7 protein-coding genes are annotated in these 12,734 nt (G+C 44.3%); 4 read left to right on the top strand and 3 right to left on the bottom strand.

Going from position 1 to position 12,734, the window contains the following annotated elements:
* Positions 1-2: 2 nt before the first annotated feature.
* The 4 genes from mreD to B2089_RS06930 are packed head-to-tail and all read left to right on the top strand — an operon-like array spanning position 3 to position 6,505.
* Entirely contained in the window at positions 3-512 is a 510-nt protein-coding gene (mreD, locus tag B2089_RS06915) for a rod shape-determining protein MreD (protein WP_296322267.1), read from the top strand.
* Complete coding sequence (gene mrdA, locus B2089_RS06920; RefSeq protein ID WP_296322264.1) at positions 509-2,434, top strand: penicillin-binding protein 2; 1,926 nt, start codon at positions 509-511, stop codon at positions 2,432-2,434. The genes mreD and mrdA overlap by 4 nt, the downstream gene beginning before the upstream one ends.
* 14 nt (positions 2,435-2,448) lie before the next feature.
* A complete protein-coding gene (rodA, locus tag B2089_RS06925; protein WP_296322260.1) occupies positions 2,449-3,768 on the top strand; it encodes a rod shape-determining protein RodA in 1,320 nt (439 codons plus the stop codon).
* Position 3,769: 1 nt separating this feature from the next.
* Positions 3,770-6,505, top strand: a complete 2,736-nt coding sequence (locus B2089_RS06930) for a TIGR03960 family B12-binding radical SAM protein (RefSeq protein WP_296686465.1) — start codon at positions 3,770-3,772, stop codon at positions 6,503-6,505.
* A 113-nt stretch (positions 6,506-6,618) separates the two neighbouring features.
* Here the strand turns inward: B2089_RS06930 and B2089_RS06935 are convergent, their stop codons facing one another.
* From B2089_RS06935 to B2089_RS06945, 3 genes are read right to left on the bottom strand one after another with little or no spacing between them, the layout of a single operon-like run.
* Entirely contained in the window at positions 6,619-9,147 is a 2,529-nt protein-coding gene (locus B2089_RS06935) for an ATP-binding protein (protein ID WP_296322256.1), read from the bottom strand.
* A 43-nt stretch (positions 9,148-9,190) separates the two neighbouring features.
* The gene (locus B2089_RS06940; protein WP_296322254.1) at positions 9,191-10,831 is read right to left on the bottom strand and encodes an ABC-F family ATP-binding cassette domain-containing protein; all 1,641 of its coding nucleotides are present in this window, start codon (positions 10,829-10,831) and stop codon (positions 9,191-9,193) included.
* A 30-nt stretch (positions 10,832-10,861) separates the two neighbouring features.
* Positions 10,862-12,472 carry a DEAD/DEAH box helicase gene (locus tag B2089_RS06945; protein ID WP_296322251.1) on the bottom strand — a complete coding sequence of 537 codons (1,611 nt, stop codon included), beginning with the start codon at positions 12,470-12,472 and terminating at the stop codon, positions 10,862-10,864.
* Positions 12,473-12,734: the final 262 nt, after the last annotated feature.

The raw sequence follows: 12,734 nt of genomic DNA on the forward strand, positions 1-12,734 counted from the left end.
GGATGTTTAAGTCTTTTTTTGTATCGGTCTTGATTTTGCTCTGCGTGGTGATTTTTGAGACCGCAATCCTTTCTAATTTGCTTTTTTTGCCTGCCGTTCCTGATTTGCTGCTGATTGTTTCGCTTTATCTTTCGGTTCATAACGGCAAGATTTTTGGAGTTTCATCGGGCTTTGTTTCCGGGCTTTTCCTTGATTTTTTGAGCGTCTCCCCCTTCGGTCTGCACTGTCTCTTGCGCACAATTATCGGCTATGTGATGGGGATTTTCAACAAAACGCTTAATATGAACGGTATTTTCCTTCCGATTCTCATTGGTTTTATCGCGACCCTCATTAAAGTCTTGCTTGTGTTTGTGATTTCGGTCTTTTTCCCTGATTCTGTCATTCCATACTCGATTTTTTCAAAGGCATTTTTGTTTGAGTTGTGCGCCAATTCGATTCTTACGCCTCTGGTTTTCAAATTCCTGGGAAGTTTCAGTGGCATGATTTTGCTTGAACCGGAGAAAGTTTCGTGACGAATTATTTTGGAAGTGAAAACGGCTCTGTTGAGCAGAACGCAAAAGTCGTCATTCTCGGATTCTTGATTTCTATTATTTTTGCGCTTTATATTCTCAAGTTATTTTCCTTGCAGGTTATTGAGGGCGCTCAGTATCGTAAACAGTCCCAGACGATTTCTTCTCAGGTAAAGACGATTGACGCCCAGCGAGGTGAGATTTTTGACCGTAATGCCAATATGCCCATGGTCATTAATACTGACTCTTTCGCTGTTGATTTGATTCCTGCTGAGATTCCGGCTGATTTTTATGATTCTGTTGCTTCTCGTCTTGCTTCTTATCTTGGCATTTCAAAAAATGAAATTGACAGGCGCGTGCCAGTTAATCTTCGCCATACACGAAAGTCAATTGGCTCTTATACGGCGATTGAAGTTCGTTCGAATGTTCCTTTTTCGGTTATTTCTAACATCGCTGAGAATGTAACTGATTTGCCCGGTGTTTCCTGGAGAAGCAAACCTGTGAGAAACTATGTTGAGACAGGCTCGATTTCTCATGTTGTCGGTTATGTCGGCGATATTACGAACGAAGAAATCAAAGTCATGTACAACATTACCGATGAAAATGGTCGCCGCGTTTATTCGAATAAGTCTGTTGTTGGAAAAACCGGCGTTGAAAAGCAATATGATTTGCGCTTGCAAGGCGTTCAGGGGCGGGAGAGCCGTACTGTCGATGTTCGAGGCCATGTCCTTTCGGATACTCCTATTGTTGAGCCTCCGCAGATGGGTAAGAATCTCGTGCTTACCGTAGATATGCGCATACAAGAACTTGCAGAAAAAGCCTTGGGTGAGCGTGTCGGTGCAGCGGTCGTTCTTCGTCCTAGTGACGGTGAGGTTCTTGCAATGGTCTCGTATCCTTTTTATGATCAAAATTTGTTCAATGACGATAATGCCGCCGTTCAGTATAACCGGCTGGCTCAGGATGCGAACCGTCCTCTTTTAAATCGAGCCGTTAATGCTGCTTATCCGCCGGCTTCAACTTTTAAAATCATCATGTCTACGGCTATGCTGGCTGAAAAAGCTTTTCCTTCTGCAAAAGACATTGAGTGTACGGGTCGTGTCGATTATGGTAACCGTATTTTCCACTGTCACCAAAAATGGGGGCATGGCTGGCTCAATATGCGGGAGGCCTTGGCTCAGTCATGCGATGTTTATTATTGGGCGATTGGTCGTGATTATCTTGGCGTTGATAAAATTTCTTCTTATGCAAAGGAATTTGGTTTTGGAGAGAGTTTGGACATTGATTTGCCGGCACAGCAGGCTGGCTTTGTTCCAACAGCTCCATGGAAAGAACGACGCTTCCACCAAAAATGGCTTGGCGGAGACACAATGAACATGTCAATCGGACAGGGATACACTCTCGTTACACCTCTTCATATCGCAAATATGGTGGCAATGGTCGCAAATAAAGGTAAAATTTACCGACCTCATCTGCTAAAAGAAATCCGGGATCCTGCCAGCAACGAAGTAATTGAAGAAATTAAACCGCAGATTTTGCATGAGTCTAACATTGATGAGTCTGTCTGGCGAGAGGTTCAGAATGCCATGCGTTATACAATCACTGACGGAACTCCGGCTTTCCCGCTCAACAATAAAGTCGTTCAAATTGCAGGTAAAACTGGTACGGCAGAGGTTGGTTCTCTCGATCACTGGCACTCATGGATGGCCTGTTATGCGCCTTTTAACGCTCCTGTGGAAGAGCAGGTCGTCGTTGTTGTCTTGGTTGAGGCGGTAAATGAATGGGAATGGTGGGCTCCTTATGCGACAAACATCATTTTTCAGGGAATTTTTGCAAATCAGAATTATGAAGAGGCTGTAGCTTCGCTTCCGGCGAATGTACGCGAAGTCATCCGTTCACGAAAACATGCGCAAGGCAGGGCAGAGTAATGGAAAATACAAAAATGAAATTAAATTTCAAATTCCTGCAATTTTTCGATTTTATCCTGTTTTTCTGTGTCGTAGCTCTCGTCACTTTCGGTGTGCTTTCTATCTATTCTTCGGGAATCAACTCTGAGGGAATGAATGTTTCCACTGAATATGTAAAGCAGATTATTTGGGGTGGAACAGGCATTTTGCTCATGCTGGGACTTTCCCTTGTGGATTACCGCCGTTTGTCCCGCTATGTGCCTCAGATTTTTATTTTTGCCTGTGCGGTTCTCATTTTTACGAAATTTTTTGGACGCTATGTTAATGGAGCGCGAAGCTGGCTAGGTATCGGTCCTTTTGGAATTCAGCCTTCGGAATTCATGAAAGTCGTTTTCATTCTCTTTTTAGCCTGGTATCTCGACAGGACAAAAAAATCTTCTGACCAGCGTAAGCGTTTTATCATATCTTTGTTGATTATGTTTATTCCCATGGCTTTGATTCTTGCTCAGCCTGACTTGGGAACTGCTCTGGTTTATTTTCCGATTTTCCTAGCAATGACATTTATTGCGGGAATTCCTGTCCGTTATATCCTTTTTGTTTTCCTCAGCGGCATGATGACGATTTTGTTCACAGTCCTTCCGATTTGGGAAAGTCAGATTGCCCATCATTCAGTTATTTTCGTGCGAGTCCTCACTAACAGCACTCTTCGGCTTATTCTTATTTTTGCGACTGGCTCAATAGGTGTCCTTTCATTGCTGGGGATGTTCTTCTACCGTCACAACAAATATTTCTATTGGATTTCGTATTTTTCGGCGATTTTGTGCGGTTCTCTAATTCTCTCTTATTTTGCGGGCAAAGTCCTTAAAGAGTATCAAGTAATGCGTCTCATCGTTTTCATCGATCCTTACGCTGATCCTCGAGGGGCCGGCTGGAATATCATTCAGTCAAAGACGGCCATTGGTTCAGGAAACTTGCTCGGTCGCGGTTATTTACAGGGAACCCAAAGTCATTACCGCTTTTTGCCAGAACAGAGCACTGACTTTATTTTTAGCATTTTGTCTGAAGAGTGGGGCTTTGTTGGTGGAATGGTCGTTTTTGCCCTTTATTTTTCGATTCTGCTTAGGACGATTTTTATTATCAAAAATGCGTCAAATACTTTCGGAATGATGATTGCGGCTGGTGTTTTGGGTATGTTCGCCTTTCACTTTCTGATTAATGTTGGAATGGTCATGGGAATCATGCCTATTACTGGTATCCCGCTTTTGTTTTTGTCTTACGGCGGCTCTTCACTATGGACGGCGATGATTTGCGTCGGTTTTTTGATGAGCGTTTCATCTCGAAAATTCGGATTTTAAAATGAATCTTATCAATCCTTTGTCGCTTTTTGGTAATGACTTGTGCTCGGTTCAGAATCCATCGGCTTATATTGGCGGTGAATTCGGCTCTGTTGTAAAAAATCATACATCTTCTGATGGTTTATTCAATTATTGTATCGCTTTTCCTGATGTTTACACGATTGGAATGGCAAATCAGGCGATAAAAATCATTTACAACGGGCTCAACAAAAAATCGAATATCCGTTGCGAGCGGGTTTTTGCCGTTGAGACTGATTTTGAAGATTTGTTGAAAAAACACGACGCACCATTGTACACCCTTGAGACTGGAATGCCACTGAATCAAGTTGATATGATTGGCTTTTCCATTGGCTACGAGCTTGGAATTACTGGCGTGCTTTCAATTCTTGACTTGGGACGAGTTCCTCTTCTGAAAAAAGACCGAGGAGAGTCCGACCCGATTGTGGTGGCAGGTGGCTGCGGGGCTACGAATCCGGCTCCATTTTCAGATTTTTTTGACGCGGTTTTTATCGGCGAGGCAGAGGGGGGCATGTTCGAACTGATTGAAGAGCTTGCCGAGATGAAAAAAAATGGGGCGGGCAGGGCAGAGCTTTTGCAGCATCTTTCCGAGCATCCCAGCATCTGGACAGAGGGCATGAGCGAAGAGAAGTGCGGGCATTCTGTGGCTCGCCGGGCAATCTGGTCTGATTTTGGAAAGCTTCCTTCCGTTGAGTCATTTATGCCCCTTCCCAATGTAAAGCCCGTTCAGGATCATGGCGTCGTTGAGATTATGCGTGGCTGTCCCAATGGATGCCGTTTCTGTCATGCCGGAGTCTATTACCGTCCCCAGCGGGCCAAGACCAAGCAGCTGATTTTTGATGATGTGGACAAGCTTGTGAATGAGGCCGGCTACCGGGAAATTTCCCTCACATCTCTTTCCAGTGCGGATTACCCTAATATCGAGGATTTGCTTGATGATTTGAACGCGCGCTATAAGAGCCAGAATGTTTCATTCCAGCTCCCGTCCTTAAAAGTGAACAGTTTTTCCCTTCCTTTGCTTGAAAAACTATCGGAAGTTCGTAAATCTGGCCTCACTTTTGCCGTTGAGACACCAGAAGAAGCCTGGCAGCTTCGTCTTAACAAGGAAGTTTACGCCCAGCACTTGGTTGATGTGATTTTGGATGCTAAAAAGCGGGGCTGGAACAAGGCTAAATTTTATTTTATGGTTGGGCTTCCTTTCCCGGAAACAGAGGAGCTTACCGAAGAAAAAGCAATCGTTGATTTTTTGATTGATTTGCAGAACCGAACCAGAATTCAATGCAATGTAAATGTGGGAACCTTTATTCCAAAACCGCACACTGCCTATCAGTGGGTAAGGCAGATTTCCCCGGAAGAGTCGGAGCGAAAACTTTCTTATATCCGCGACCATCTTCCACGGGGGAAATTTCATGTGGGAACTCATGATGTTAACACATCTTACCTGGAAGGTCTTCTTTCCCGCGGCGACAAGCGGGCAGGGAAGGTGATTCTTTCGGCTTACAAAAAAGGTGCTCGTCTCGATGCTTGGGAAAATCACTTGCGAGAAAACCTAAAGCATTGGGAATCTGCTTTTGCCGAGGCTGATTTTGATGTGAAAGAGTCGATTTTACGGGAGCGGGGCAAGGACGAAGTTCTTCCCTGGGATGATGTTTCTCTGGGAGTCTCCAAGAATTTCTACAAAAAAGAATGGGATAAAAACGAAAAAGAAGAGCTTACTCCCAAATGTAAGCCTGACTGCGACCACAGATGCGGAGTCTGCAACAATAAAACCTGTGTGAATATTGATAATAAACCTCAAGATGTACAGAAAAGTATACAGTTAAGTAGTAATTCTGTCTACCCGGAGTGGAATATCCCTGTTATGTACCGGGTTATTTTCCAGTTTACCAAGAAAAACGGCGGGGAGTACATTTCTCATCTCTCGCAGATTGAATTTTTCAACAGGGCGGTCTTGAAGAGTTCCCTGCCAGTCATATATACGACGGGCTTTAATCCGCTTCCTCGCCTGGAATTTGCCTCAACTCTTTCCTTAGGAATTTCTTCTGACGCTGAGATTGCCTCCACGGTTCTTTATGAGAATATTACTGAAAGCGACTTTATTTCTTCGCTGAACAGGCATTTACCGTCTTCGATTCAGATTCAGAAAGCCTTTGTTTTCCCGGTGACTAACCAGCGCCGCCGTGAATCTTTGAGCACAGGCTTGTGGGGAAATGTCTATGAGTATTCATTTAAGTGCCCGGTGGGTGAGGTTAAGCACTTTTTTGACTCGGAGCTTTCTAAGCCTTTCCTTGACAAGTCTTCTCTTTGTGAATTTTCCTTTGATGATTCGGACGGAAACAAAGTGCTTGCGAAACTTCTCTTTCAAAAAGACCGGCCTTTCCGTAATGCCCTTGAAGAGTATTTCGGAAAGAAAATCTGGGAAATCGTCACGATTCATAAAATCCAGACCCTTGCAAAACCTGATATAACGGGCTGGACGAGCGAGATAAACGCGGCTTATCAATCCTCTCTGGAGAATATGAAAAATCATTCTGAGATGCTGGAGATTAACGCTCGCTTTAAAGAAAAAATCTTAAAGCCCGAAGAGAACATGAAAGCGGCGAACGCCAATGCGATTTCTTATTTTGAACTTTATCAGCGCATTGCCCTCGTAAACAAAGAACTGATTAGCCAGCGGGATTCCCTCATGGAAAAGAAAGCTGACAAGAAGCGGATGTAAGAATGTATAAGTTTAAATGAATTTTGTGCATAAATAACTTTCTATAATATACCTTCTGTCTACCAATATGTATATATAATAGCTTTCTTTCATCACTTCTCTTCTGCTGACTTTTACTTTGACTTTTTTTTATGTGCCTGCATTTCTTTTTCCGCTTTTTTTATGACTTGGTTTATGTTCTTTTGTTCTTGGGGCATAAAGCGGGCGAATCCAGTTCCAACTGAGAAAGGCATTGGGCCTGAAAGCAGTTGCTTGAGTCTTGCATTGAAGTTTTCCATGAGGGAATCCGCGTTTTTGAAGTCAATTCCTTGTAAAATAACTGCAAATTCGTCACCACCTGTGCGAAATACGGGACTGTGCTTGAATATTTCACAAGTGAGCTTGCAAAGGCTGATTATTGCACTGTCACCAGTCTTTCGTCCCAGCTTATCATTTATTTTACGAAGATTGTTTATATCGCAGACGAGTACGCCTATTTCAAATTCTGGATTGTTCGATATGTTTTCATTTATCTTGTCTTTTACCTCGTCTAGTGCATGACTGTTTCCTACTCCTGTGAGCATGTCTTTATTTTTTGTATTTTCAAGGACCTTGTTGAGTTCATAAGCCTGTTTCAGAGATTTTTGTCGCATACATTTGATGAGACTTCTGATGACATGAGCGATATTGATTGGTTTTGTAAGATGTTCATTCATACCAGCTTCCAATGATGCCCTGACATCTTCTTCGAAAGCATTTGCCGTAAGCGCGATGATTGGCGTGATTTTTGCATCGCTTCTGTTGAGGGCACGGATGGCTTTTGTCGCTTCGATTCCGTTCATTACCGGCATCATGATATCCATAAGTATGGCGTCGTATGTATTAGGCTTGGACTCTGAGAAAATTTTGAGAGCGATTTTTCCGTTTTCGGCGGTTGTAACAATGGCTCCTTCTGTTTCCAGCAGACCTTTTGCGCTGTCGCGGTTAGTTTCGTTGTCTTCAACGAGAAGTATTCTTGAGCCGTGAAGTGTTTCCATTTCCTCGGCTTCTTCGATAGAGGCTTTTCTGTTTGTTTCTGTGCGGTCGTCAATTACGAACGGAATGTCAATTGTAAATGTGCTTCCTTCGTTGAGTTTTGATTTTACTGAAATTGTTCCTCCCATGAGTTCGACTAGTGATTTAGCTATGGATGTTCCCAGGCCACTGCCTTTGTATTCGCTTCTTGCGCCACTGTCTTCTTGGGCGAAAGTTTCCCAGATATGTTTGAGAAACTCTGGTTTCATTCCGATTCCAGTATCCTCAACTTCAAAGCGATATGTAATTGTTTTGAATCCCATGGACAGCTGTTGAATTCTGAATATTATTTTTCCTCCGTCAGGAGTGAATTTGACCGCATTTCCAAGGATATTGACCAATGCCTGCCGCAAATGTAGCTCATCTCCGAGCAAAAATGGATGTCCGAAGTCGTCAAATTCTGTGATGATTTTAAGCGAGCGGTTGTAAAGCTGGCCTTCAATAATAGATAAACAGCCGTCTGCCAAAGAAAGAATGTTCATGGGTTTATGTGCTACTTCAAGTTTGTTGCTCTCTATGTGGCTCATGTCAAGTATGTCATTCACTAAAGAATTGAGATGGTAAGCAGCCTTTGTTATTTTCTGAAGACATTTTTCCATTTTTTGAGGATTTGAAAGATTTTTTTCCGCAAGTTCTGTCATTCCGATGACACCATTAATTGGCGTTCGGATATCGTGGCTCATACGAGTTAAGAATTCGCTCTTTGCAGCACTTGCCGCTTCTGCCCTTTCTTTTGCTTCCTGAAGTTCTTTTTGAGCTTTCATTTCACCACGAATCTCTTCGTCTTTAACGGCAAATCCAAAAATTGCCTTGTGCTCTTGATTCCAATCTCCTACTTTCACGCATTTCATTTCGCAATATTGATTTGATTCGTTTCTGTAGCGGTAAAAAAAACGGTCTTTGGAAGAAAGTTGGCTGATCGTATATTCGCTTGAGCATCGTTGGATAAATTCGTTTCGGTCTGCTTCAAAAGTACATTTGTCCGCATAAATCTTCACGGCTTCAGAAAAACTTACTTTTGAGCGGAGTGTATCACCTATTTTTCCATCGATTCGCGGGGTAAAATTGAATGCAAAAAAAGTGTCGCTGTCTAAATCAACATGGTAGACATTTGAATATTCGTTTGCAAGTATTCCAAGAAAATCTCTGTTTCTTTTTGATTCGTCTTCCCTTCTCTTTTCTTCGTCTATGTTTTTTCCAAGAATTATTGCTTGAATATTGTTTGAGTCTTTTCCGACAAAAATAAATTGAAGTTCAATCCATTGTTCTTTTACCGAATTAAATGTATAGGGAAACTGAAGTTCGATTGTTGAATCATTTTCATGGACGATATCAAGAAGTTTATTTCTGTTGAATTTTGCTGAAAAAAGGTTTGCATAGTCTTTGTTTTTGATTTCGGATTTTATTTGAGCGACAAAACTCTCAAAAGTTCCTGTGTATGCTATGGAACTGCTTAAAACGCTGTCGCTGTAAGAGATAATCTGATAAAAATTGTTCGAGAGATTGCAGAAAATCATGAGCGGGTGAATATTATTCACCGCTTTTGTTAAGAGTCTGTCATAATCTTCTGTTTGATTAAAAAAAGCCATACAATCATTATATAACTGTATGGCTGAAAAAGCGAATTATTTTTTAGAATTTAATCTTTCGGTCTGTTCCCTCGTAGTATTCTTTTCGCAGTGCCTTGACCTGCTCGTCGGCCATGTAGTCGTCGAAGGGCATCATGCGGTCAATCACGCCTTTTGGAGTGATTTCCACCACTCGGTTTGCGATTGTCTGGATGAACTCGTGGTCGTGGCTGGTGAAGAGAATTACGCCTGGGAACTGTACGAGCGCCTGATTCAAAGATTCGATTGCCTCCAGGTCAAGGTGATTTGTCGGGTCGTCAAGAATAAGCACATTCGCGTTCTGCAGCATCATCTTTGAGAGCATACAGCGCACTTTCTCTCCTCCCGAAAGGACCTTTACTTTTTTGAGGGATTCGTCGCCAGAAAAAAGCATTCGACCGAGGAAGCCCCGCACATAAGCGTCATCCTGCTCTTTAGAAAACTGCTTGAGCCATTCGGTGATGTTCATGTCGTTGTCGAAGTATTTGTTGTTGTCGCGGGCAAGATAGGTGTTGCTGGTGGTCTGACCCCAGAAGAACTCGCCTGAGTCAGCCTTTTTCTCGCCTGCGATGATGTCGAACAGAGATGAGATTGTATTGTGCTCTACTCCCACGAAAGCGATTTTGTCAGTTCGGTTGACCTTGAAATCAAAATCCTTGAGAAGCTGGACGCCGTCCTCGTCCTTTGAGTTGAGCTTGCGGCATTCCAGAACATTGTTTCCGATTTCCCGCTCCGTTGCAAAGTGAACATAAGGGAATTTTCGGCTTGTGACCGGCAAATCCTCAAGCTCCAGTTTTTCCAAGACCTTCTTTCGGCTGGTCGCCTGGCGTGATTTTGCCGCATTTGATGCGAATCGCTGGATGAATTCCTTGAGGTCTTTGGCTTTTTCCTCGTTCTTTTTCTTCTGATCCCTGGCCTGTTTCTGCAAAATCTGGCTCATCTGGTACCAGAAGTCGTAGTTTCCGGCGAACTGAGTGATTTTTCCGAAGTCGATGTCACAGGTGACCGTGCAGACTGTGTTCAAAAAGTGGCGGTCGTGGCTTACGACGATGACCGTGTTCTCAAAATTAAGAAGGAAGTCTTCAAGCCAGTTGATTGACTCCAAATCAAGACCGTTGGTAGGTTCGTCGAGGATGAGGGTGTCCGGGTTTCCGAAAAGGGCGCGGGCAAGCAAAACGCGGACTTTCTGGCTTTCGTCAAGCTCGCTCATCATCTTGTCGTGGAATTTTTCTTCAAGACCCAGGCCTGAAAGCATCTGCTCAATCTGGTTCTCGGCCTCGTAGCCGCCCAGCTCGCCGAATTCAGCCTCAAGCTCAGCGGATTTGATTCCGTCTTCTTCTGTGAAGTCTGCCTTTGAGTAGATTTCGTCCCTGGCTTTTGAGACTTCGTAGAGCTTTGGGTAGCCCTGCATTACCGTGTCTTTTACGCTGAATGAATCGAAGGCGAAGTGATCCTGGCTCAAGACGGCCATTCGCTCGCCCGGTGTCATGAAAATCTCGCCTGTGTCATGATCCTGCTCGCCTGAGAGGATTTTAAGGAAGGTGGATTTTCCCGCGCCGTTCGCGCCGATGATTCCGTAGCAGTTTCCCGCCGTGAATTTAATATTTACGTCTTTGAAAAGCGGTTTTTCGCTGAAATGAAGTGATACATCGCTGACTGTAATCATGTTTTTCTCCTGTTTTTTATGTAAAAGTCTCTATTTTCCTCGACCGATAAGGGATTTTAGCCGCGCGATTAAGCCAAGCTTCTTTGGCGCTTTCTCGCTCTTTTTGCCAGGAGCCGGATTTCTTCCCCTGCCCGGCTTTCCCTTGTTCTTGCCGTGATTGTTTCCGCTGTAAGCTGTCGAACCCTGCTTTGCGTATTTTTCCTTGAAGTATTTGAGCCGCTCGTCGCTTGACATGCCTGAAAGCTTGGCGATTTCCTCGTCGCTTGCCCGCCGAACCGTAGCTTTTGACTTGTCGCCCCTAAACGATTTGATTTCATCGTCGGAATAAGATTTTCTGCCTTCTTTGCGAGATTTTCGTCCTCCGGACTTTTTCCCCCTATTCTGTGCAACATCTGTGTCCATCTGTGTCCATCTGTGGTTTCTTCTTCCTTCCCGCTCTTCTGAGTCAAGGCGGATGTAGACATCCTTAGATTTGTCCTCGGCAAAGTCTTCCTCAACGGCTACCCTGCTTGGAATCTGCTTTTCGATATATCGCTCGATTGGAGCCAGGGAATAAACATCCCGCTCGCTGCAGAATGTATAGGCCTTTCCGCTCTTACCCGCACGGGCCGTTCGGCCGATTCTGTGAACATAATTCTCGGCTTCATTCGGTAAATCGTAGTTTACGACCATAGCCAGATCGTTCACATCGATTCCACGGGCTGCCACATCTGTTGCCACGAGACACGTGACCTTGCCTTCCTTAAAGGAATCCATAATCTTCAAGCGCTTGGCCTGAGGCAAGTCTCCGATTATGTACTCGTTTTTGATGCCGTTTATTGAAAGACGCTTTGAGACGATTTCGCACATCTTTTTCGTGTCGCAGAAAATAATCACGCTCTCAGGTTTCTCTTTATGGAAAATGCCCAATAAAAGGCGCATTTTGTCATCGCTAGATACATGGATGAGTTCCTGATCGATTTCGTCCACGGTGATGTTCTGGGCTTCAATGGTGATTTCCTTTGCGTCCCTGGTGTATTCCCAGGCGAGATTCTTGACATAAGAGTTGAGGGTCGCCGAAAAAAGCATGGTCTGGCGGCTTTCGCTGGAAGGCAGAAAGTGAATGAGCTTTCGCAAGTCCGGGTAAAATCCCATGTCGAACATGCGGTCAGCCTCGTCCACGGTGAGATAGCCTACATGAGACAAATCCATCTGTTTGCCTTCCGTCAAATCGATGACGCGGCCGGGAGTTCCGATGATGATGTCCACGCCTTTTTTAAGGTCAGCCACCTGTTTTTCGTAGCCCACTCCGCCGTAGAACGAAGCGAAACGCAGGCCGGTGTATTTTCCGACTTTCTTGGCCTCTTCCTCAACCTGAACGGCAAGCTCGCGGGTCGGAACCAGAATGAGGGCGTTCTTTTTTGCCTCCCCTTCTTTTACGGAGCCTTCCGCCCCCTCGCCTTTTTGCGCGAGAATTTCCTGCATGATTGAGACCAAAAACGCAGCCGTTTTTCCAGTTCCTGTCTGTGACTGGACATACAAATCAGAGCCTTCAAGGGAAGTCGAAAGAACCTGTTCCTGAACCGGAGTGCAAGTGACATAACCGCATTCGGCAAGTCCCTTCTGAAGAAGTTCGTGTAAGTTGATTTCTGAATAATTCATGAGTTTTCCAAAAATTCCACTAGAATAGAGATATAGATATTTAGGAGATTATACCGTTTTTCTTCAAAAGTGTATACCATATAATTTCGGGCGCAACCGACGGCAAGCGGCGGTCGTGAGCACTCTCGTTTTCGTGCTCATTTGGCTTTTCGCCCTTCCGCGCTAACCGCGCTCCATTCGCCGCAACCTACGGTTGCTTCGCGAGTTTTCGTAGAAAACTCGGTAAGGTCGGCTTGCCGACCGACGAACGCCTTTGGCGGGG

The sequence above is a fragment of the Treponema sp. UBA3813 genome, assembly GCA_002368605.1.
Lineage (GTDB): Bacteria > Spirochaetota > Spirochaetia > Treponematales > Treponemataceae > Treponema_D.

Bases quoted from the DNA above. Each gene is read 5' to 3' on its own strand.
- B2089_RS06935 (WP_296322256.1), bottom strand. From the start codon at position 9,147: ATGGCTTTTTTTAATCAAACAGAAGATTATGACAGACTCTTAACAAAA.
- B2089_RS06940 (WP_296322254.1), bottom strand. From the start codon at position 10,831: ATGATTACAGTCAGCGATGTATCACTTCATTTCAGCGAAAAACCGCTT.
- mreD (WP_296322267.1), top strand. From the start codon at position 3: ATGTTTAAGTCTTTTTTTGTATCGGTCTTGATTTTGCTCTGCGTGGTG.
- B2089_RS06945 (WP_296322251.1), bottom strand. From the start codon at position 12,472: ATGAATTATTCAGAAATCAACTTACACGAACTTCTTCAGAAGGGACTT.
- rodA (WP_296322260.1), top strand. From the start codon at position 2,449: ATGAAATTAAATTTCAAATTCCTGCAATTTTTCGATTTTATCCTGTTT.
- B2089_RS06930 (WP_296686465.1), top strand. From the start codon at position 3,770: ATGAATCTTATCAATCCTTTGTCGCTTTTTGGTAATGACTTGTGCTCG.